The 21,640-nt window shown below is 72.2% G+C and carries 15 protein-coding genes; 5 read left to right on the top strand and 10 right to left on the bottom strand.

What is annotated here, in order from left to right; translation table 11 throughout:
• Positions 1 to 490: 490 nt before the first annotated feature.
• From ACIP4X_RS34860 to ACIP4X_RS34850, 3 genes are read right to left on the bottom strand one after another with little or no spacing between them, the layout of a single operon-like run.
• On the bottom strand, positions 491 to 2,080 hold the full coding sequence (locus ACIP4X_RS34860; protein ID WP_358737861.1) for a methylmalonyl-CoA mutase family protein: 1,590 nt from the start codon (positions 2,078 to 2,080) through the stop codon (positions 491 to 493).
• A 27-nt stretch (positions 2,081 to 2,107) separates the two neighbouring features.
• Entirely contained in the window at positions 2,108 to 3,010 is a 903-nt protein-coding gene (locus tag ACIP4X_RS34855) for an ROK family protein (RefSeq protein WP_358737869.1), read from the bottom strand.
• A 36-nt stretch (positions 3,011 to 3,046) separates the two neighbouring features.
• Positions 3,047 to 4,516 (bottom strand): FAD-dependent oxidoreductase, encoded by a 1,470-nt coding sequence (locus tag ACIP4X_RS34850; protein WP_358737859.1) that lies wholly within the window; start codon positions 4,514 to 4,516, stop codon positions 3,047 to 3,049.
• Between the two features lie 224 nt (positions 4,517 to 4,740).
• Between ACIP4X_RS34850 and ACIP4X_RS34845 the strand changes: the two genes are divergently transcribed.
• Complete coding sequence (locus ACIP4X_RS34845; RefSeq protein ID WP_358737857.1) at positions 4,741 to 5,511, top strand: alpha/beta fold hydrolase; 771 nt, start codon at positions 4,741 to 4,743, stop codon at positions 5,509 to 5,511.
• Here the strand turns inward: ACIP4X_RS34845 and ACIP4X_RS34840 are convergent.
• The 6 genes from ACIP4X_RS34840 to ACIP4X_RS34815 form a co-directional block, all read right to left on the bottom strand.
• The gene (locus ACIP4X_RS34840; RefSeq protein ID WP_391459830.1) at positions 5,480 to 8,659 is read right to left on the bottom strand and encodes a PDZ domain-containing protein; all 3,180 of its coding nucleotides are present in this window, start codon (positions 8,657 to 8,659) and stop codon (positions 5,480 to 5,482) included. The genes ACIP4X_RS34845 and ACIP4X_RS34840 overlap by 32 nt on opposite strands.
• 32 nt (positions 8,660 to 8,691) lie before the next feature.
• Positions 8,692 to 10,296 carry a nitroreductase family protein gene (locus ACIP4X_RS34835; RefSeq protein ID WP_391459832.1) on the bottom strand — a complete coding sequence of 535 codons (1,605 nt, stop codon included), beginning with the start codon at positions 10,294 to 10,296 and terminating at the stop codon, positions 8,692 to 8,694.
• A 38-nt stretch (positions 10,297 to 10,334) separates the two neighbouring features.
• Entirely contained in the window at positions 10,335 to 11,453 is a 1,119-nt protein-coding gene (locus tag ACIP4X_RS34830; protein WP_401352342.1) for a YcaO-like family protein, read from the bottom strand.
• Positions 11,384 to 12,640, bottom strand: coding sequence for a TOMM precursor leader peptide-binding protein (locus ACIP4X_RS34825; protein ID WP_358737852.1), 1,257 nt, complete (start codon positions 12,638 to 12,640; stop codon positions 11,384 to 11,386). Before ACIP4X_RS34825 ends, ACIP4X_RS34830 begins: the two co-directional genes overlap by 70 nt.
• Positions 12,641 to 12,926: 286 nt before the next feature.
• On the bottom strand, positions 12,927 to 14,360 hold the full coding sequence (locus tag ACIP4X_RS34820) for an MFS transporter (protein WP_358737850.1): 1,434 nt from the start codon (positions 14,358 to 14,360) through the stop codon (positions 12,927 to 12,929).
• Between the two features lie 158 nt (positions 14,361 to 14,518).
• A complete protein-coding gene (locus ACIP4X_RS34815) occupies positions 14,519 to 15,676 on the bottom strand; it encodes a 3-deoxy-7-phosphoheptulonate synthase (protein WP_391459834.1) in 1,158 nt (385 codons plus the stop codon).
• A gap of 278 nt (positions 15,677 to 15,954) precedes the next feature.
• Between ACIP4X_RS34815 and ACIP4X_RS34810 the strand changes: the two genes are divergently transcribed.
• The gene (locus ACIP4X_RS34810) at positions 15,955 to 16,689 is read left to right on the top strand and encodes a hypothetical protein (protein WP_391459836.1); all 735 of its coding nucleotides are present in this window, start codon (positions 15,955 to 15,957) and stop codon (positions 16,687 to 16,689) included.
• Positions 16,686 to 17,720 (top strand): 3-dehydroquinate synthase family protein, encoded by a 1,035-nt coding sequence (locus ACIP4X_RS34805; protein ID WP_358737846.1) that lies wholly within the window; start codon positions 16,686 to 16,688, stop codon positions 17,718 to 17,720. Before ACIP4X_RS34810 ends, ACIP4X_RS34805 begins: the two co-directional genes overlap by 4 nt.
• A gap of 138 nt (positions 17,721 to 17,858) precedes the next feature.
• On the opposite strand, the gene ACIP4X_RS34800 is transcribed toward ACIP4X_RS34805, so the two are convergent.
• Complete coding sequence (locus ACIP4X_RS34800) at positions 17,859 to 18,293, bottom strand: type II 3-dehydroquinate dehydratase (RefSeq protein ID WP_358737844.1); 435 nt, start codon at positions 18,291 to 18,293, stop codon at positions 17,859 to 17,861.
• A gap of 222 nt (positions 18,294 to 18,515) precedes the next feature.
• On the opposite strand from ACIP4X_RS34800, the gene ACIP4X_RS34795 reads away from it, so the two are divergent.
• On the top strand, positions 18,516 to 19,679 hold the full coding sequence (locus ACIP4X_RS34795; protein ID WP_358737843.1) for a DegT/DnrJ/EryC1/StrS family aminotransferase: 1,164 nt from the start codon (positions 18,516 to 18,518) through the stop codon (positions 19,677 to 19,679).
• On the top strand, positions 19,676 to 21,436 hold the full coding sequence (locus ACIP4X_RS34790; RefSeq protein ID WP_391459839.1) for an HAD-IA family hydrolase: 1,761 nt from the start codon (positions 19,676 to 19,678) through the stop codon (positions 21,434 to 21,436). Before ACIP4X_RS34795 ends, ACIP4X_RS34790 begins: the two co-directional genes overlap by 4 nt.
• Positions 21,437 to 21,640: the final 204 nt, after the last annotated feature.

Below are 21,640 nucleotides of genomic sequence, written 5' to 3'. Positions count from 1 at the left end.
TCGCACCAGCCCTGTCCGGCAGAACGGAAGAGGAGTCTGCCAAACACCAGCCTCCCGACCAAACAACCCACAGCTAAGTAGCGACACGCTACTAGAGCCGAAAGAGTAGCCGCGGGCCGTGGGAGTCCCCTGGGACATTTTTGGGACTTCCGGTTGCATCAACGGGCACGACCGTGAAACAGCCGAAAGGCCATTCGCGCAGGTCACGTGCTCTAAGATCGGCCATCGCTGCAGGTCAGGGCGCTGCCTGGTCTCTTCCCGGACTTGATACGACGATGCCGCCGCACCCCGTCTGACCTGCTACTCAGCGGGCCAGGGAGGGGTGCGGCGGCATGTCCGGGACTTTTCTCGGACTTTGGGCCCGCGGTGGGCTACGAGCCACTCTCCAGAGGCTCTGCCGACCGGCTGCGGCTATGCGAAGATCGCGTCGATGGCGGCGCTGCCTCGTGCGCAACGATCGATTCGCCAGCCTCCAGGGAACCGGTGAGGATCAGAGGGCGTCGCCGGGCACGTACGTCCCCCAGACCTCCCGCAGCGCGTTGCAGACCTCGCCGACGGTGGCGTACGCGGCCAAGGCGTCTTTCATGGGGTGAAGCAGGTTGTCCTCGCCCTCGGCGGTCTCCTGCAGCCTGGCCAGTGCGCTGTCGACGCGCGTCTGGTCACGCCATGCCCGCAGCTTGGCGAGGCGTTCGGCCTGCTGGGCCTCGATGGCCGGGTCGACGCGCAGCGGCTCGTAGGGGTCCTCCTCGTCGAGCTGGAAGCGGTTGACGCCGACGACGACGCGCTCGCCGCTGTCGGTCTCCTGCGCGATGCGGTAGGCGTTGCGCTCGATCTCGTTCTTCTGGAAGCCGTGCTCGATCGCGTTGACCGCGCCGCCGAGGTCCTCGACCTTGCCCATCAGCTCCAGCGCAGCCGCCTCGACCTCGTCGGTCATCTTCTCGATGACGTAGGAGCCGGCGAACGGGTCGACCGTCGCCGTGGCGTCCGTCTCGTAGGCGAGGACCTGCTGGGTACGCAGGGCCAGACGTGCGGACTTGTCCGTGGGCAGCGCGATCGCCTCGTCGAAGGAGTTGGTGTGTAGCGACTGCGTGCCGCCGAGGACCGCCGCGAGGCCCTGGACCGCAACCCGGACCAGGTTGACCTCCGGCTGCTGCGCCGTGAGCTGCACGCCCGCCGTCTGCGTGTGGAACCGCAGCATCATCGACTTCGGGTTCCTCGCCCCGAACTCCTCCTTCATCACCCGCGCCCAGATCCGGCGCGCGGCACGGAACTTGGCGACCTCCTCCAGGATCGTGGTCCGGGCGACGAAGAAGAAGGACAGCCGGGGCGCGAAGTCGTCGACGTCCATGCCGGCCGCGACGGCCGTGCGCACGTACTCGATGCCGTCGGCGAGCGTGAACGCGATCTCCTGCGCGGGCGACGCGCCGGCCTCGGCCATGTGGTAGCCGGAGATCGAGATCGTGTTCCACTTCGGGATCTCGGCCTTGCAGTACTTGAAGATGTCGGCGATCAGCCGCAGCGACGGCTTGGGCGGGAAGATGTACGTCCCGCGCGCGATGTACTCCTTCAGCACGTCGTTCTGGATCGTGCCGGTCAGCTTGTCCGCGCTGACGCCCTGCTCCTCGGCGACGAGTTGGTACAGCAGGAGCAGCAGGGCGGCGGGCGCATTGATCGTCATCGACGTGGACACCTTGTCCAGCGGGATGCCGCCGAACAGCACCCGCATGTCGTCGATCGAGTCGATCGCCACGCCCACCTTGCCGACCTCGCCGTGCGCGATCGGCGCGTCGGAGTCGTGGCCCATCTGGGTGGGCAGGTCGAAGGCGACCGACAGACCCATCGTGCCGTTGGCGATCAGCTGCTTGTAGCGGACGTTGGACTCCACCGCCGTACCGAAACCGGCGTACTGGCGCATCGTCCACGGCCGGCCCGTGTACATGCTCGGGTACACGCCGCGAGTGAACGGATACGCGCCCGGCTCGCCCAGCTTCCCGGCCGGGTCCCAGTCCGCCAGAGCCTCCGGCCCGTAGACCGGCTCGACGGGCACACCCGATTCGTTGGTTCTCCTGCTGTGTGCCATTGCTCCCTCTCCCCCGGACTCCAGGCCTCAGCCGGCAGCCCGGCGTACCGTCCCGAAGGTCTCCTCGGCGAGCAGAAGGGCGCCGTACAGGGAGGACCGTCCGCCCAGGACGGCGGGGCGGACCGGAGGCGGTGCGACACCGGGCCGGGTCAGTTCCTTCACGTGCGCGGCGACCGCGTCCACGAGACCCGGCGCGCCCGCGGCGAACCCGCCGCCCACCAGAACCAGGTCGGGGTGCGCCAACTCGCAGACACCGACCACGACACGGGCCACAGCGGCCGCGTTCTCCTCCAGTGCCGTCACGGCCCACGCCGCACCGGCGCCGGCCGCCTCGACCAGGTCCGGGAAGGTGACCTCCCGGCCCCGCAGCTCGGCGGCACGCCGCAGGGTGGCCGGTCCCGACGCGACCGCTTGCGCGCAGCCCCGGCGTCCGCAGTCGCACCGCGGTCCGGCGCGGTCGATGACGAGATGCCCGATCTCGAAGGAGCCGCGGGCCGGTCCCGGCCACGAACGTCCCGCGAAGACCAGTCCGCCTCCGATGCCCGTACCCACCCCGAGGTACAGCAGGTTGGCGCAGTCCGCCTCCCGGGCCTCGGCCAGCGCGGCGAGGTCGCCGTCGTCGGCGCAGGCCACGGGGGTGTCCGGGAGGATGCCTGCCAGGGCGGCCCTCAGGTCGAGGCCCACCCAGCTCGGCCGTCCCGGCCAGGTCAGCACCGTACCGCCCGCGTCGCAGACGGCCGGTACGGCCACCCCGACGCCGCCGAGCGGTGAGGGGTGACGCCGCAGCAGCGCCCGGACCCGCTCGGCGAGCAGTTCCAGGTCCCCCGCGGCATCGCTCGACGCGGACCAGAGGAAGGTGTCCTCCGCTGTGCCGCCGCTTCCCGTGTGATCGTGGACGCGCAGGGCGACCTTCGTCCCTCCGACGTCGATCCCGAGGTAACTGATGCCTCTGTCCCTTCCGCCGGGTCAGCTGCCCACGCTCTGCGCGTGGTGGAACACGTTGGTGGGGTCGTACGACGTCTTGACCTTGAGCAGCCTGGCGTAGTTGTCCCCGTAGTACGCCCGCTGCCAGTCGGTGAGGCGGGGGTCGGGAAAGTTAATGTACGCCTCGCCCGTGGACGCCGGCTCCAGCGTGCGGAATCCCCGGTCCACCCAGTCGACCAGGGCGGCTTCCTCGTCCGCGGGCAGCGTCGGGGACTGGGTCATCGCGGCGAATCCGGTCATGAACTGGGCGGTGCGGTGCCAGTACGCAGTCTCGGTCCGGCTCGCCTCGTTCGCCTTGCCGCCGGTCGCGGTGAAGCTGAGGAAGCGGGTCTGCCCGGCCTGCCGGTCCTGGTCGTAGGAGGCCAGCGCGTCCGCCAGGATCGTTCCGGTCACCGGGCGGTCGAAGATCCGGGTCCGTTCGCGCAGCAGGCCGTTGCGGGGCAGCTTGGCATCCGGGTTCTGGCCGACGAGGTGGCACTCGCGCGTGGTGCTCTGCGCGCAGCCGTACACCCGGTGCATCACATCGCCGTACGAGAGTTCGGCGACCACCTTGCTGACCGGCTGGGTGCCGGCCTGCGCGGCCATCTCGGCGAGCTGGGCCTCCAGTGCGCTCTGCCGGCCCCAGTAGGCGCCCGTGAGCATGATCGTCGGTGTGTTGCCCGAGGCGGCGTCGGGCAGTGCCACGAGGAGGGAGGAACCGAGATCGTACGGGCTGGACACGCTCCATTCCTGCCACGTCTCCAGCACCTCCTGGGCCTTGTCCCAGGGCCATACGGTGTCGAAGTACACGCCGCGCGGCTGGTCGATCGGGCGGACCTCGAAGTCGAGGACGATGCCGAAGTTGCCGCCGCCGCCACCGCGCAGCGCCCAGAACAGCTCGGGCCGTTCGGTGGCGGAGGTGCGCACCAGACGGCCGTCGGCAAGCATGACCGTCGCGGAGACGAGCCGGTCGGAGCCGGTGCCGTACTTGCGCGTCTGGTGTCCGATGCCGCCGCCGGAGAGGAAACCGCCGGGGCACACGGTCGGGCAGGTGCCGGTCACGATCTGGCGGTTGTACGGCTGCAGCGCGGCGAGGGCGTCGATGGCCTTCACCCCGGGGCCGACGTGCACGGTCGTGCTGCCGACGCGGACCTGGTCGAACTGTGACAGGTCGATGACGAGTCCCTCGCCCGTCGACCAGCCGGCGAGGTTGTGGCCGCCGCTGCGTGTGCGCACCTCCACGCCGTAGTCCTGCGCGAACCGCAGACACGTGCGCACGTCCTCGGCCGTCCGGCAGAAGGCCACGCCCTCAGGATTCACGGCGCTGTACTCGCCGAGATACACCAGCTTGGCATTCGCGTAATTCGCGTCGGAAGGACGGACCAGCTCACCGGTGAGCGCGGACCGCAGCACATCCCACTTGTCGCCCGACAGCGTTTTCGGAACCGCGGAGGCGAAAGTCGCGGAAGACACGGCTCCGGTGGTGGCGGCCACGGCTATTCCACTCGCGGCTTTGAGAACGGTTCTCCTGCTCGGCATATTCTCCATCCCTTCGATCCACCGGAACCATAAGGAGAATGGATCTTCAGCGGTAACCCCTAACAACCCCCTGGAACGGCAGGCGGATTAGGGGTTGTCGGCCCATACGGACCGTGCGACGTTGGCCCTGATGTGATCACTCCCGGGAGGACTCGCACATGACTCTCTCAGCTGCCGAATCGGACCAGTGGATACGCCGCTACAATCCGGCGCCGGAAAGCCGCCTGGGCCTGGTCTGCTTTCCGCACGCCGGAGGTTCGGCACCGTACTACTCCCCGGTGTCCGCCGCGCTCGCCCCTGCCTACGAGGTCACGGCCGTGCAGTACCCGGGGCGCCAGGAACGCCGGCACACCCCCTGCATCGACGACATCGGTGAACTGGCCCGGCAGGCCCACGCCGCCCTGGCAGACGCCGGGATCGTCGGGCCGGGCCGGCCGGTGGCGCTCTTCGGACACAGCATGGGCGCGGTCGTGGCGTTCGAGGTGGCCCGTCTGATGGAACGGGACGGGGCGGGCCCGCTGGTCCTATTCGCGTCGGGGCGCCGCGCCCCGAGCCGCTTCCGGGAGGAGAGCGTCCACCTGCGCGACGACGACGGCATCATCGCGGACATCCGCGCCCTGGGCGGCACCGACTCCCGGATCCTCCAGGACCGGGAGCTGCTCGAGATGGTGCTGCCGACACTGCGCAGCGACTACCGCGCCGTGGAGCGCTACTGGCGCGGCACGGACGTCCGGATCGGGGCGCCGATCGCCGTTCTCGTCGGGGACAGCGATCCGCACACCACACCGGAGGAGGCGCTCGCCTGGCGTGACCACACCTCGGGCGGCTGCGAGGTGCACACCTTCCCCGGCGGCCACTTCTATCTGGAGGACCGGCAGCAGGAGGTCCTCGCGACCGTCACCGAAGTCCTGGCAGGCCTGCGTCCCTGACCTGGGCGAGGCCGGCCGGCGGCGACGGCGGGACCGCCGGGGCCTGCCTGTCCAGGGCGTCGAGGGCCACGCGGATCGCCGTGTCCAGCTGCGGGTCGGTTCCGGCGGCGGCGTCCTGCGGGGCGAGGACGACCTCGATGTCGGGCTCCACGCCGTGGTTCTCCACGCCCCACCCGCCTCGCTCCAGCCAGTAGCCTCCGCGCGGCTGGACGAGGCCGGTGCCGTCCACGAGGGCATAGCCGGTCTCCATCCCCAGGACCCCGCCCCAGGTGCGGGTCCCGACGACCGGGCCGAGGCCGAGCTCCTGCACCGCCGCGACCGCACAGTCGCCGTCGGAGCCGGTGAGCTGGTCCGCCAGGAACACCAGCGGGCCGCGCCGGGCCGACACCGGGTAGGTCTCGGGCCGCGATCCGCGCCGCAGGTGCCAGCCGAGAACGCGCCGGGCGAGGCGTTCGACCACGAGGTGGGAGAGGTGACCGCCGGCGTTCTCCCGGAAGTCCACCACGACGGCGTCGTGGCCCATCTCCGCCCGCAGGTCACGGTGGAGCTGCGCCCAGCCGTTCGCGGACATGTCGGGGACGTGGAGGTAGCCCAGCCTACCGCCGCCGCGGCGCCGTACATGGGCGCGGCGCCCGGTGACCAGGTCCTGGTAGCGCAGGGCGGTCTCCGCGGCGAGGGGCACGACGGTCACCGCGCGGGTGGGCCCGCCGGCCGCGGGCCGCACAGTCAGCTCCACCGGCCGGTTCGCCGTTCCCAGCAGCAGCGGGGCCGGTCCCGTGACGGGGTCGACCGGCTTCCCGTCGACGGCGAGCAGGGCGTCGCCCGGCCGGACCGCCACTCCGGGGGTGGCGAGGGGGGACCGAGCCGCGGGCACGGAGCTGTCGCCCGGCAGCACACGCGTCACCCGCCACACTCCCTCGGCGTCCGGGGTGAGGTCCGCGCCGAGCAGTCCCGGGCGTCCGGTGGCCGCCGCGGCGTCGGCGGGGGCGGCACCGGAGCGCTGGTACGGCACCGTCACATAAGCGTGGGAGCAGCGCAGTTCGCCGTGCACCTCCCAGAGCAGGTCCACGAACTCCTCGCGGCTGCCGAGACGGTCCAGGAGCGGCCGGTAGCGCTCCTGGACGTCCGTCCAGTGCACGCCGCCGAGATCGGGCCGCCAGAAGTTGTCCCGCATGATGCGGGCGTCCTCGTCGTACGCCTGCCGCCATTCGGACTGCGGGTGCACCACGACCCGCAGTGAGGAGAGGTCCACCGGCCGCTCGGCCGAGCCGTCGGCGGGCGCCCGGCTGACGAGGGCGGTGCCGTCGTGCAGCAGCAGGCGGGTGCCGTCCGGGCTGACGCGGTAGCCGCCGATGCCCTGCCGCAGCACCGAAAGCCGCCCGTGGCGCAGGTCCCAGTGCTCCAGCACGTCCGCGGGTGCGGGGCCGGGCACTCCGGCGCGCGCGTCGCCGAGTTCGCCGCGGCGTGCCCGGCGTATCCACAGCAGGCAGTCGTCCGCCGCGGCGAGGTCCGTGAGGACGCCGGCCTCGACGGGGAGCGGCACGACCCGGGCGGGCAGGCCGCGCAGTTCGACCGCGGTAGCCGTGGCCTTCCCGGCGGGGCGGTCGGGGCAGTCGTCGGTGAGGGCCAGCAGGTGGGGGCGGCCCGCCGCGACGACGGCGAGGTCGAGGGAGTGCGCCTGGTACTCGGGGTCGAACACCCGGTCGGAGAGGAACGCCAGATGCCGGCCGTCCCGGGTGAACACCGGCGCGTGGTCGCAGAACCGCATCTCGGTCGCCTCCCACACGGTGCCGGCCGCGGTGTCGGCGAGCCGGATCTGGCGCATGCGCTCGGGCCCAGGGTGGGACCAGGCCAGCCACCGCCCGTCCGGGGAGAACGCGAGGCCCGTGACTTCCTCGTGGCGGCTCCGGTCGACCTCCGTGGCCTTCTCCCGGTCCAGGTCGACGAGCAGCACCCGGCCGTCGTGCGACGCCAGCGCCGCATACCGGCCGTCGGCGGAGATCCGCAGTTCGAGGACGCGGCCGAGCGCTCCGACGGCCAGGGGCCGCGGGTCCTGCCCCGGCCGGCACCTCTCCAGGCGGTCCTCGCCGAAGGCGTCGGACACCCACACGACCTCTCCCCCGGGGCCGGCGAACCGAGGCAGCCGGCACCGCACCCCGGGCCGTTCCGAGAGCGCGCGGCGGGCGGACCCGTCGGGGGCCAGATGGTGGACGGTGCCGCGGATCTCCACAACGCAGTGGGCGCCCGAGGCGTCGAGGTCGTAGTCGCCCGTCCATTCCTCGGCGGCCACCCGGTACGGGAGCGTTCCCGCCCGCACTCCGGTGAGGCGTAAGTCGATCCGGTGGGCCTCGGCGTCCGGGGAGCAGCCCGGCAGGAGCCACAGGTCTCCGCCGCTGTGCAGCACGACGCGCCGGCCGTCGGTCGCGGCGCCCCGCGCGTAGAACGGGAGGCCGGGCGTGTGGCACCGCGGGTCGCGGCCGTCGGGCGTGCTGGACCACAGCCTGCCCCGGCCGTCCCCGTCGCCCAGGTAGGCGATCCGCCAGGTGCCGTCCTCTTCGTCCGCGACCCACAGCGGGCACTCGACGTTGCCCGGCCGTCCGCCGCCGGGCAGGCGCAGGGGCACCGGTGTGAACTCGCCGCCGTCGGTGGTGCCGCCGCGGTAGCCCTTCCAGTAGGCGGCCTCGCGCAGCATGGTCACGCTCTTGAGCAGCACCGCCCCGTTCGGTCCGAAGGCCACGTCGCCGACCGGCCCGAACGGCAGGCGCCGCGCGGGGCCGTCCGCCGGGGGCACCGCCCAGGCCCAGGTGTGGTGCGCGGAATGGGTGTGCTGCGCCGTCAAGACGACGACCTCGCCGCTGGGTGTCCATCCGGCGACGCGCGTGCTGCCGTGGCCGAAGTGGGTGAGCCGGCGCGGTTCTCCGCCCTCGACGGGCATCACGTACGCCTCGGGGACGCCGTCGCGGCTGGAGGTCCATGCCAGCAGGCGGCCGTCCGGGGAGATCCTGGGGGTGGCCACCCGTACGCGGTCGGCGGTCAGACGCCAGGCCCTGCCCCCCGCGGTGGTGGTTCCCCACACGTCGTCGTCGGCGACGAACACGATCAGGTCGCCGTGGAGGTGGGGATGCCGGAGGTAGGGCTGCGTGGACATGGATGTGCTCCTGACGGGGCTCGGTGGGGCGGTCAGCGCAGACGGTCGTCCAGCGAGGCGGTTCCCGGCAGCAGGTGGCCGACGAACGCGCACAGCGAGGAGCGCCGGTCGTCGTCGTCCGCGCCCAGCGCGTCGTCGACCGCCCGCGCGTCCATGCCGAGCACGATGCCGCAGGCGATGCCCATGCTCTGCGCCGCCAGGCTGACGTACTGCGAGGCCGCTCCGGATTCCGCGTGGGCGGCTCGGTAGGCGCGCGGCCCCAGGGTTTCCAGGGCCGGTCGCGGCCGCCAGGTGAACGCGACGAGGGCCGCCGCCTGGTCCACCGCGTAGTTCTGCATGGCGTAGTGCCGCTGGGTGAGCCCGTCCGCCGCGCCGGGGCCGGGGCCGGCCGCGGGGACGAGTCCGTGCCGCGCGCGGTCGTAGTGGTACGCGCCGGGCGCGAGACCGCGGACCCGGCGGGCCAGGACGGACAGGCCGGTGAGCCTGGGCAGGCCCGCGCTGTGCGGTCCGTCGGCACCGCTGCGCAGGATCACGGCCAGTTCCTCCATGCTCAGCGACCTGGAGGGGTCCATGCGGCCGAACGCCGAGCTGCGGCGCGACAGTACGTCCGCCAGGTCCCGGGCCGGGACGCAGGGCTCCGGCGGCAACGGCACGAACCCGGTGGCGCTGCCCGGGGAACGGTGGTCGGCGGGGGGACCGGACGGGACGGGGGCGGGGGCGGCGGTCGCCCGCCGTGCCGCGTCGGCCCGTGCGAAGGCGCGGGTCGGGCGCGACGCCTCGCCCGGCGGTCGGCGCACGGGCGGGCTCTGCGGTGCGGTGCCGGCGGATTCGGCGCGGCCGGCACCGCCCCAGGGCAGGGGGATGACGGCATGCACCGACTCCTGCCGGGGGTCCAGGCCGAGTACCCGGTTCAGGGCGGGTTCGTCGAACCAGAGGTGGTGCCGGTACGGCACGGCCCGCGCCCGGTGCAGGGCGCTCCAGGTGCCGAGCAGCGCGCCGAGGTCGTGCGTCGCCAAGTGGTAGGAGAGTTCGGCGTATTTGTAGGCGTTCTTCCACAGGCGCACGGTGCACAGCAGGAACCCGCCTTCGTGCCGGCCGGGGTCGTCGGGCAGGGCGGCGCGGATCGCCGGTGTCGGGTCACCGGTGGTCAGCCGTTCGAGGGCGTGCGGTCCGGAGGCGTAGTGCAGCACGCCGGGGGCGATGGGCAGCCCCGGGCCCGGCGCCCAGTACAGCTCCCAGGGGTAGGTGCCGCCTCCGGAGGGCGTTCCCCTGCCCCAGAGGGCGCTGGGGGCGCGGGCCCGCTGGGCCGCGTGTCCCGTCCAGTCGATCTGCCAGCGCCGGGAGAGCGTTCCGGCGGACAGGTGCAGCGCGCGGCTCAGCCAGGGGCCGTCGATGCCGGAGAGGTCCTCGCCGGGATGCCCGGCCGGGTCGCGCAGGGCCCGGCGTATGTCCCCCATGGGGGCGGCGCCGGCCGGGGGCAGCATGATCCGCGCGGCGGCCGGGTGGACGGTGTGGGGCGAGGGGCGGTCGCGTCCCACGGGTTCCAGCGAGGTGCCCATCCGGTCGCTCACCGTTTCGACGTAGCCGAGCACGTCCTCGACGGCGGCCCGTGCGCCGGGCGTACGGGGGGTCGGCAACGGTTGTCTCCTCACGTCCGTGCGGGCGTCACCTGACGTCACATGAAGGGGTGCGGGTGCCGGTGGACGGCGTCGGCGCGCACTGGGCCATCGGTGCGTGCCGCCCGGTGCCGCACCGTCCGCAGGCGCTCGCTGTGCAGCACCCGCTGGCGTTCCCAGCCGAAGTCGATCGGCACCAGACCGGGGGCGATCACCGCCGCGGTGCGCACACCGATGACGGACTGCTCGGGGCAGGTCTGCTCGACCACGACGACGTCGTCGCCGAGAGCGCGGACCGCGTCCACGGTGAAGAGGAGCAGGTCCCGCAGGTCGGTGTGGCGGGGGCGGAGCCGCTGCCAGTCCTCGAACGCCTCGGCGAGGGTCCCCGCGTGTTCGCGCGGGGCGGTGAAGGGGGCGGGGACACGGTCGGCCATCTCCGGGAGGCCGTACAGCAGGGCGTGCTGCGGCAGGTCCACGAGTTTGTCGTAGTCGGCGGCGATGGCCCTGAGCCGCTGCTCCTGCCGCCGGACCCGGGCCCCGAAGCCCGGCAGGTACGTGGCGACTTCGCGTACGGCGGTGAGAGCGGCCTCCTCCGGGTCGAGGGCCGCCCCGGCCGACATGCAGAGGTTGCCCGGTCCCGGCTCGCGGCGTACGGCCGTGCACAGCACGACCGGGAACGGGAGGTCGGCCCGCAGGTCGAAGAGCCGGATCTCGTACCCGAGGGCGCGCATCCGGTCCACCGTGTCGGCGGTCTCCGGGGTGGCGCAGCTGTCGGGGAGGATCTCGGGCAGGTGCGCGGCCGTGTGCCAGGCCAGCAGGAAGGCGTCCCGTTCGATGAGTTCCAGCAGGCCGTACAGGGCCGCCTCCTCCAGGCAGCTGCCGGTCGCGCACCCGCTGGACGAACCGATCACGAACTGTTCGCCCGGGCTCTGGGGACCGTAGTAGGCCAGCGCCTTGGGCACCAGGACGGGCGCCGACCGCGCGAAGGAGTAGCCCCACACCCAGTCGGTCTCCTGGTCGCCGCGGAAGGGCGCCAGCAGGAAGGGATGGCGGGCGTAGACCTCGTCCGGGTATCCGTGCACGGGGCGCGGAGCCAGCGCGGGGGCGGTCAGGGAGTCCAGGGGGGCGCGGACGACGGTCCGGCTGGCGCGCGGCTGCTGTCCCGCGTAGCGTTCCAGGCCCTCCAGCAGCGCCAGGGCGGTGCTCTCCGCGTAGCTTCCGGCGTTGTCCTCCCCACCGTCGCCTCCGGCAGGTCGTGGTCGCCCTTGCGGACGGCCTTCAGGCGGGTCTGCCGTTCGGCGAGGGAGGGCGCGCTCGCGCACACGGCGCAGTCGGGGCGCGCGACCAGGGTTTCGCGCCAGGTCTCCAAGGTCAGCGGGTGCTGGACCAGGACGGCACCGAGGAGGTCGGGTACCCGCGCTCCGGAGAGGTGCTGGAAGACCTCGGTGGCCAGTTCGCTCGCCGCCGTCATCGCTACGACCGGGGAGACACGTGCGGCGCCGGGGCGGGCGAGCGCCGCAACACGCCGGCGGTGGAGGTCGGCCACGAGGGAGTCGGCGGCGTGGTCGGCCAGCTGGAGTTCCAGGCAGTTCCGGCACGGCTTGGAGCCGGACTCCAGCGGGCCCTTGACCAGGAGGTCGCCGTAGGTCCGGGCGGAGACGAAGGCGGCACCGGCCGCGCGGGCCGTCCGGGCCAGCTCGTCCCGCGTGCGGTCAGGCACGCCGTGGGGCGGGGCCAGGACGGCGGACGGCTTCCAGTCCGCGAGGCCGGCTGTCCAGCCGTGGTCCCACGCGGCGGCGAGGAGGGTCACGTCCGCCTCGGCTCCCCGCTGCGCCGACTCCCGGCACACAGCCCGCAGTTCCTCCACCACACGCGGGTCGCCCGCGGCGGAGCCGAGCAGCGCCACGTGCCCCACGCCGTTGCGCAGCAGGGTCCGGGCCGCGGTGGCCGCCTCCTCGCCCTCGCCGGCGACGGCGACGCGGACGTCGCGGACCCGGCGCATGGCGTGGTGCGGTGCGGTGGTGTGGTGGGCGAGGAAGGCGATCTGCGGGGCGAACAGGGTGAGTTCGGCCGGGGTCAGGAGTCCTTCGGGCTCGGGGTCCAGCGGTGCCACGAGCCCGGAGTCCATGAGGTTGTGGACGAGTCCGGAGACGATGCGGGCGCGCTGGGGGTCCAGGCCGGCACACAGTTCGCGCTGCGTGGTGCCCTTGGCGAGCTGCGGGGCGAGGGCGCTCGTCCAGCCATAGGCGGTGTCGCCCTTGATGTAGAAGTTTCCTTTGGCGCTGCGCATGAAGACCCCGCCGTTGGCCGCCAGGAAGACGGAGTCCTGGCGCAGGAAAATACGCGTCTCCGTCAATTCCGCCATTCTCGCTCCCTTTCGGATACACGTGGACGGCTGACGAGAATTCCATGGCCACGGAAGGGTGATTCCCCGGCTCGGACCAATTCTTATATGCCTGGACTTCGGTTCGGAAGAAGGCACTGCAATGTTCCGTTGTCACACTCCTGTACCCATGCGGAGGGAATGCGGTATTCCGGGGGGCGGTCACCGGAGTTTCCCGAAAAAAGGGCGGAGGCCGGGACACGGGTCCCGGCCTCCGCCGTGTGCGACCGGACCGCCGGATGACGGCCTCGCCCCTTTCGGGGACCGGTCAGGGGATGACGACGTTCTGCTGGGCGGACTCTGCCGAGTCGCCGGCCTGCGGCTGCTCACCCGCCCGCGGGTTCCTCAGCATGACCGCCCCGACGATCAGGGCCACCAGCACGAACCCGGCCGCGAGCAGGAAGGCCGCGTGGTAGCCGCCGAGCAGCGCGTTCGGCTCGTCCTTGCCCGCGGCGGTGAGGGAGTCCGTACGGGCGGTGACCACCGCGCTCAGCACGGCGAGCCCGATGGCGCCGCCGATCTGCTGCGTCGTGTTGAACAGGCCGGAGGCGATACCCGACTCCTCCGGCGTGACGGCCGACATGCCCAGTCCCATCATCGCGGGCGCGGCCAAGCCGAAGCCCGTGCCCATGACGATGCTGGCGGGCATGAAGTCCGCCACGTAGGTCCCGTCGACTCGGGTGAACGAGAGCATCACGAAGGCCGCGATGATCAGGACGAGGCCCAGGAACAGCATGGGACGCTGGCCGAACCTGGTGATCAGCCGGGCGGAGAGCCCGATGGAGATTCCCGCGATCACCACAGCGATCGGGACGAATCCGAGACCCGCCTCCAGCGAGCTGTATCCGAGCACGCGCTGGACGTAGAGCGTGCCGAAGAAAAGCAGCCCGAACATGCCCGCGATCATCATGAACTGCACGATGTTCGCCGCCGTCAGGCTCCGGGAGCGGAAGATCTTGAGCGGCAGCAGCGGGTGCTTGGCGGTGGCCTGGCGCACGACGAAACCGACGAGGAGCGCGATGGACAGCAGGCCGAGGAGCAGCGTCTGGGCCGAGGCCCAGCCGGCCTGCTCGGCGTCGACGATCGTGTAGACGAGGAGCATCATGCCGGCCGTGACCAGCAGGGCGCCGAGGAAGTCGGTGCCCTTGCTCAGCCCCTGGCCAGGGTCGCGCTCGATCCGGCCCAGGCCGACCAGGATGAGGACCGCGCCGATCGGGGCGTTGATGAAGAAGATCCAGTTCCAGCTCAGCGTGTCGGTGAGGACACCGCCGAGCAGCGGTCCGACAGCACCGCCACCCGCGGACGCGAAGCTGTAAGCACCGATCGCCTGCGCCTGCTTGCGCGGCTCGGAGAAGGTGGTCGCGACCATACCCAGGATGCAGGCGGAAGCCACGGCGCCGCCGATGCCCTGGATGAAGCGGAAGAGGATCAGCATCGCTTCGCTGGACGCGAAACCGCACAGCAGGGAGGAGAGGCTGAACAGCGCGATACCGGTCAGGAAGATGATTTTCCGGCCGATCAGGTCACCGAGCCGGCCCGCCAGAAGAAGCAGACCGCCGAATGGGATGACATACGCGTTGACGACCCACACGAGGTTTTCCGAGGAAAACCCGAGTCCCGACTGAACGGCCGGCAGCGCCACGTTGACGATGTTCTGGTCGATCACGATCATCATCTGGCCGAGACACAAAACGCTGATCATCAGCCACGGCGTTTTGCTCTTTTGCAGGGCAGGCTGGCCCATCTCCGGTCGCCTCCAATAGTGCACCGTTTGTTACAGCCCCCATGATGCGTTCCTGTGGCAGGGAGCGGAAGAAGGCACTTTGTTGTGCCACGGGCACATTGATGTGCCTGACGCACTCACTTCTCGAAAAGGGCGGCGACGCGCTGGGCCAGTTCCAGTGCCTGGCCCGCGTTGAGCCGCGGGTCGCAGGCGCTTTCGTACCGTCCGGCGAGGCCGTACTCGGTGATGCCCTGCGCGCCGCCGAGGCACTCGGTCACGTCGTCCCCGGTCAGTTCCAGGTGCACACCGCCCGGGTGGGTGCCGAGCGCGCGGTGCACCGCCCAGAACCCCTCGATCTCGTCGGCGATGTCGTCGAAGTGCCGCGTCTTGTAACCGATCGCCGACTCCCGGGTGTTGCCGTGCATGGGGTCGCACTGCCAGACGACCTGGTGCCCGGTCGCGGTGACGCGTTCGACGATGGGCGGCAGCACGTCCCGCACCCGGGCGCTGCCCATCCGGCTGATCAGCGTGAGACGTCCGGGCTCGGCCTCGGGGTCGAGCCGCTCGACGTACTCGGCCGCCTGCTCGGGTGTGGTGCCGGGACCGATCTTCACACCGACCGGGTTGGCGAGCAGCCGCGCGAACGCGATGTGCGCGCCGTCGGGCTGCCGGGTGCGCTCGCCGATCCACAGGAAGTGCGCCGACCCCGCGTACAGCCGCGGCAGGCCGTCCGGGTCCGGGACCAGCAGGGCGCGTTCGTAGTCGAGCAGCAGGGCCTCGTGGCTGGTGTAGACGGCTCCGGGCTGCTCTGGGCCCAGCAGGTCGAGCGTCGCGCGCGCGTTCTGGTACGCCCCGAGCATCCGCACCGGGTCCGGGATGCGCGCCCGCGCGTGCGGTTCCGCGGCGTTGACGATGTCCCCGCGGTAGACGGGCAGGCCCAGACCGTCGACGGCCTGGGAGCGCGGCTTGGCGTACTGGCCGGCCGTCCGCCCGACGGTGACCACCGGCCGGCCGGCGGCATCGGCCAGCACGGCGGCCATCCTCAGCAGCGTCGCGACGTTGCCCCGGACGTGCTCCGGAGTGTTGCCGGCGAAGGTCTCGGCGCAGTCGCCTCCCTGGAGCAGGAACGCCTCGCCCCTGGCGACGCGCGCCAGGTCCCACCGCAGTTCCCGGATGCGACCGGGGGTGACGAGCGGGGGCAGGGTGACCAGGAACGCGGAGACCGAGCGCGCCCGGGCCGCGTCGGGCCACGGGGGCTGTTGCGCGGCCGGTCGGCTCAGGGCTTCGGAAAGCATGTCACGCATTTCCTGGGGAAGGCCGGGATCCCGCTCGGCCGTCTCCGTCTGAAGAGTTGAGGGCATGAGGTCATTAAAAGGGCAGGGGCGAACCCCTATCAGCACCCCTAAACAGTCCCTTACTTTCGCCCGGAGGGCAGTTTGGCCATGCGTCAATTGCCTGCCGCGAGCAGCGATTACTAGGATCGGCCCCGAATCCAGGACTGACCCCGCGATGATCGAGGTGGATCGTTTTGGCGCGTCAATGGCTGTTCGTCCGCCTGTATGGCACCGCAGGCGTGACCACGACCCTGCCTTCCGTACTGCCGCGCCTTGCGCGGTACGTCCGGTCGGCCGACCCGGGAGCCTGCTTCTTCTTCTCCCGCGCGGACGAACCGGCGGGCCCGTCGATCGCATTGTGGATCGATTCCGTCCCCGGAGTGCGCCGCGCGGCACTGGACCTGCTGCGCTCGGAAACGGAGGCGCCCTGGCGGCTCGCCGTCGAGCAGGGCGCCCACCACAAGGCCCGCCACCCGGAGGGCACCGGGCGGGACGTGAAGGACGAACTCGCCGCGGTGTCCACCGCGTTCGCCCTGTCGGTGCTGCCGAGCGGCCGGCCGGACCCGGACGAGGCGTTCCGCCTGGGCGTGTCGCACCTGCGCGGCATCGTCCGGCTGCTGCCCGAGGCCGCCAGGACGGGTTTCCTGTTCCAGAGCTGGCAGAGCTGGTCGGCCGGCCTGCCGCCGCGTCGGCGGGAGGAGCTGGCGGTCGAGGCGGACGTACGGACGGCCACGGTCCCCGACACGTCCTCGCCGTCCCGGCAGGCGTACCTGGACGGCACACGCCAGGCCGTGCGCCGGGGGCCGGGAAGCGGCCTGCCGGAGCCCTACCTGCTCTTCCACCAGGCGGGGGCCACGCACAACCGGCTCGGCATACCGCCCGCCTGGGGCGCCGCCGCGGCGCTCACCGTGCGCAACGAGCTGGCCGAGCGGGCCGTACCCGTACCGGCCGCGACCTCCGGCGGCCGGGTGTGAACGGCCGCGACGCGAGCCCGGCCGGCCGGGTCCACGTGGAACTGGGAGAGCGGTCCTACGACGTGCACATCGGCGCAGGCACCCGCCACCTGCTGGCGGACGTGGTGGCCGGCCTCGGTGCGCGACGCGCCGTGGTCGTCTCGGCACGCCCCGCCGAGTGGGTCCCCGACCCCGGCGTCCCCCACCGGTTCGTCGAGGCGCGGGACGGGGAGCAGGACAAGACGCTGGCGACCGTCGGGGCCCTGTGCCGGGAGTTCGCCGACGCCGGACTGAACCGGAGCGATGTGGTCGTCTCGTGCGGCGGGGGCACCACCACCGACACCGTCGGACTGGCCGCGGCGCTCTACCACCGGGGTGTTCCGGTCATCCACCTGCCGACCTCGCTGCTCGCCCAGGTCGACGCCAGCACCGGAGGGAAGACGGCCGTCAACCTGCCCGAGGGCAAGAACCTGGTCGGCGTGTACTGGCAGCCCAAGGCCGTGCTGTGCGACACCGACTACCTCCGGACGCTGCCCGAGCGCGAGTGGCGCAACGGCTACGGAGAGATCGCCCGCTGTCACTTCATCGGCGCCGGCGACCTGCGCCACCTGTCCACCGTCGAGCAGATCACCGCGAGCGTGCGGCGCAAGGCGGAGATCGTCTCGTCCGACGAGCGCGACACGGGCCTGCGGCACCTGCTGAACTACGGCCACACCCTGGGCCACGCGCTGGAACTGGCAACGGACTTCGGCCTCCGGCACGGGGAGGCGGTGGCCGTCGGCACGGTGTTCGCGGGCAGGCTCGCCCGGGCGCTGGGCCGGATCGACGCGGAGCGGGCCGAGGAGCACAGGGCCGTCGTCCGGCACTACCGGCTGCCCTGGCGGCTCCCCGCGGGCGTGGACACCGACGCGCTGATCCGCCTGATGAAGCTGGACAAGAAGGCACAGGGGGGTCTGGCTTTCGTCCTCGACGGGCCGGCCGGGGCCGAACTGGTGCCCGGGGTTCCCGAGCAGGTGGTCAAGGACTGCCTGGCGGGCATGCCGCGCGACTGAGACGGCCGCCGGCGGGGAGAGGCGACGACAGGCAGGCGACGACCGAGCCGGCAAACGGCGGCCGGGTGCCGGAGCGTGTTGCTCCGGCACCCGGCCGCCGTTTCCGGCGACGTCACTCCTCGACCGGGCGCAGCGACGTCACTCCTCGACCAGGTGCAGCAGTGCCCGCGCCGCCAAGCGGTAGCCGTACGCCCCGAGTCCCACCACGACTCCCCCGGCGAGCGGCGCGATGACCGACTCGTGCCGGAACTGCTCCCGGGCCCACACGTTGGAGAGGTGGACCTCGATCCAGGGGCGCGGGTAGGCGGCGAGCGCGTCGCGCAGGCTCCAGCCGGCGATCATCAGGGCACCCGGGTTGACGACGGCGCCGACGGTGTCGGGGTTCTCGTTCACCGTCCGGACCAGAGTGCCCTCCGAGTCGTCCTGGACGCTCGTCACGGTCCACCCCCGGTCCGCGACCTCCTCCGCAACGGCCTTCTCGATGTCGGCCAGCGTGTCGGTTCCGTAGATCTCCGGCTCGCGGCGGCCGAGGATGCCGAGATTGGGGCCGTTGAGCAGCAGCAGTCGGCTCATGACACACCTTTCCATCGACGATGCTCGCCGCATTCCTAGCAGGAAATACACCGGCCGCGAAACAGTGGAAAACCCGCAGGGACACAGGGGGGTCATAGGGGGTGGGCCGCCGAGTTTCGCTCGGGTAGTTTCGGCATGCGCGCGGTCGATGAATACCACCGCTTTCCGAGTGGCATTTCCGCCCGCCGAGACGCATCTCCAAAGAGTAAAGGACAGGGGACCGTGAGCGTTTCCCGAGAGGTTCCGGAATTCCCGACGTGGCCGCAGTTCGACGACGCCGAGCGCCTCGGTGTGGTCCGCGCCCTGGAACAAGGCCAGTGGTGGCGCATGGGCGGCAGCGAAGTCACCGAGTTCGAGCGCGAGTTCGCCGAGTACCACGGCTCGGAGCACGCGTTGGCGGTGACCAACGGCACGCACGCCCTGGAACTCGCGCTCCAGGTACTGGGAGTGGGCCCGGGCTCCGAGGTGATCGTGCCGGCGTTCACCTTCATCTCGTCGTCACAGGCGGCCCAACGGCTCGGTGCGGTCGCGGTGCCGGTCGATGTCGACCCGAACACCTTCTGCATCGACCCGGCCGCCGTCGAGCGCGCGGTCGGGCCCAGGACCGCCGCCATCATGCCGGTGCACATGGCCGGGCACTTCGCGGACATGGACGCCCTGGAGAAGCTGTCCGCCGAGAGCGGTGTGCCGCTGATCCAGGACGCCGCCCACGCGCACGGCGCCCGCTGGCAGGGCCGCAGGGTCGGCGAGTTCACCTCGATCGCCGCCTTCAGCTTCCAGAACGGCAAGCTGATGACGGCCGGTGAGGGCGGCGCCGTACTGTTCCCGGAGCAGGAGCAGTACGAGGAGGCGTTCCTGCGGCACAGCTGCGGACGGCCGCGGACCGACCGCGGATACTTCCACAGCACGTCGGGGTCGAACTTCCGGATGAACGAGTTCTCGGCCGCGGTGCTGCGCGCGCAGCTGGGCCGGCTCGACGGCCAGATCACCCTGCGCGAGGAGCGCGCGCCCCTGCTGACCCGGCTCGTCAACGAGATCGACGGGGTGGAGGCACAGGGCCGCGACGACCGGTGCGACCGCAACCCGCACTACATGATGATGTTCCGGGTGCCCGGCATCACCGAGGAGCGCCGCAACGTGCTCGTCGACGCGCTGATCGAGCGGGGTCTGCCCGCATTCGCCGCCTTCCGCGCGATCTACCGCTGCCCCGGCTTCTGGGAGACCGGCGCCCCCGAGCTGTCGGTGGACGAGCTGGCGGCCAGGTGCCCGAACACCGAAGCCATCTACCAGGACACCATCTGGCTGCACCACCGCACGCTGCTCGGCACCGAGGAGCAGATGCACCGAATCGCCGACATCATCGCCGACACCCTGGCCACGGTATGAGCCGGCGGAACGCCGAACGCCCGCTGCGGGTCGCGGTCATCGGCGCCGGCTGGGCCGCCCGCTCGATCTGGCTGCCGCGGCTGGCGGCGCACCCGCGGTTCACCGTCGTGGCCGTCGTGGACCCGGACCCGCGCGCACGGGCCGCCGCGAGCGGGGGCGCGTACCCCGCGCTCGCCGACGTCCGGGACCTCGCGCCGGGCGAGGTGGACATCGCCGTCGTCGCGGTGCCCAACCACCTGCACGCCACGGTCGCGGAGACGATCCTCGGCGCCGGCATACCGGTGTTCGTGGAGAAGCCGGTGTGCCTGACGTCGGCCGAGGCCGACCGGCTGGCCGCCGCCGAATCGGCGGGCGGCGCGGTGCTGCTGGCGGGCAGCGCAGCCCGGTACCGCACCGATGTGCGCACCCTGCTCGAGGCGGCGCGGACGGTGGGCCCGGTCCGGCACATCTCTTTGGGCTGGGTGCGGGCGCGCGGCATCCCGAGCGGTGCCGGCTGGTTCACGCACCGGCGGCTGTCCGGCGGCGGCGCGCTGATGGACCTCGGCTGGCATCTGCTGGACGTCGCGGCTCCGCTGCTGGGAAAGGCCAAGTTCCGGCACGTCCTCGGGACGGTGTCGGACGACTTCGTCACCGACGCCTCCGTGCGCGCCGGGTGGCGTCAGGACGAAAACGTGGACGTCTCCGGCGACGTCGAGGACACCGCGCGCGGCTTCCTCGTCGCGCCGGACGGCCCCTCGGTGTCGGTCACCGCGAGCTGGGCCTCGCACCGGCCGGACGACCTGACCACCGTGGTGGTGGAAGGCGGCACGGGCACGCTGAGCCTGTCCTGCACCTTCGGCTTCAGCCCCGACCGCCAGGAGCGCTCGGTGCTCACGCTGACCCGGCAGGGGCAGGAGACGGTCCTGCCGGGTCCCGAGGAGCCGGTCGGCGCCGAGTACGACCGGCTGCTCGACGACCTGCCGAGGCTGCTGGCCGATCCCGCGGCCCGTGGTGCGGCCGTGCGGGAGGCGGCGCGCAACGTCGACGCCATCGAGCGGCTGTACGGGTCGGCCGCGCCGGCCCCTCGCCGCCCGGTGCGGCCGGCCGCGCCCGAGCCGTACCGGTCCGGGCCCGTCCGGGCGGTGGTCTTCGACCTGGACGGCGTCCTGGTCGACAGTTTCCCGGTGATGCGGCAGGCGTTCACGCGCGCGTACCGCGAGGTGGTCGGTGACGGCGAGCCGCCGTTCGAGGAGTACAACCGCCACCTGGGCCGCTACTTCCCGGACATCATGCGGATCATGGACCTGCCGCTGGAGATGGAGGGTCCGTTCGTCCGGGAGAGTGCGCGGCTGGCCGACCAGGTCACGCTCTTCCCCGGTGTGCGGGAGCTTCTGCAGCTGCTGCGGCAGCGGGGTGTCAGGCTCGCGGTGGCGACGGGCAAGGCCGGCTGGCGGGCGCGCTCGCTCCTGGACCGTCTGGGGGTCCTGCCCTTGTTCGACCACGTCATCGGGTCGGACGAGGTGGCCCGGGCCAAGCCGGCACCGGACATCGTGCTGCGGGCGCTCGACCTCCTGAGGGCCGATCCGCAGGAGGCGGTCATGGTCGGCGACGCGGTGACGGACCTCGCGGCGGCCAGGGACGCGGGGGTGGTGGCGGCCGCCGCGCTGTGGGGCGAGACGGACGAGGCGGCGCTGCTGGCGGCCGAGCCCGACCTGACGCTGCGCAAGCCCGCCGACGTCGCTTCGCTCTGTGTGCCGGCCGAAGTCCTTCTCACCTGAGCGGTATTCGGCCGGCCGCGCGTCCCGGGCCGGCGGATGCCGCTCACCCAGAGAATTCCGGACCTGGTGTCGTCGGCCGGCGCCGGCGGCACCGGGAATCGGTCCGGTGCGCCGGCGGCACCGGCCGCCGCACAGCGACAGGTTTTCGCCAGACCGGCTTGTACGCTCCAGATGAAATTCAGCCAGCCGCAATCGGGCTGTATG

The organism is Streptomyces sp. NPDC088817, assembly GCF_044750345.1.
GTDB lineage: Bacteria > Actinomycetota > Actinomycetes > Streptomycetales > Streptomycetaceae > Streptomyces.
The sequence above is the reverse complement of the archived record's forward strand: the minus strand, read 5'-3'. Positions and strand labels throughout refer to the sequence as shown.

What these genes read in the sequence shown, in the direction of transcription:
- ACIP4X_RS34820 (WP_358737850.1), bottom strand. Translation starts at nt 14,360, where the DNA reads ATGATCAGCGTTTTGTGTCTCGGCCAGATGATGATCGTGATCGACCAG.
- ACIP4X_RS34815 (WP_391459834.1), bottom strand. Translation starts at nt 15,676, where the DNA reads ATGCTTTCCGAAGCCCTGAGCCGACCGGCCGCGCAACAGCCCCCGTGG.
- ACIP4X_RS34825 (WP_358737852.1), bottom strand. Translation starts at nt 12,640, where the DNA reads ATGGCGGAATTGACGGAGACGCGTATTTTCCTGCGCCAGGACTCCGTC.
- ACIP4X_RS34790 (WP_391459839.1), top strand. Translation starts at nt 19,676, where the DNA reads ATGAGCCGGCGGAACGCCGAACGCCCGCTGCGGGTCGCGGTCATCGGC.
- ACIP4X_RS34860 (WP_358737861.1), bottom strand. Translation starts at nt 2,080, where the DNA reads ATGGCACACAGCAGGAGAACCAACGAATCGGGTGTGCCCGTCGAGCCG.
- ACIP4X_RS34840 (WP_391459830.1), bottom strand. Translation starts at nt 8,659, where the DNA reads ATGTCCACGCAGCCCTACCTCCGGCATCCCCACCTCCACGGCGACCTG.
- ACIP4X_RS34800 (WP_358737844.1), bottom strand. Translation starts at nt 18,293, where the DNA reads ATGAGCCGACTGCTGCTGCTCAACGGCCCCAATCTCGGCATCCTCGGC.
- ACIP4X_RS34845 (WP_358737857.1), top strand. Translation starts at nt 4,741, where the DNA reads ATGACTCTCTCAGCTGCCGAATCGGACCAGTGGATACGCCGCTACAAT.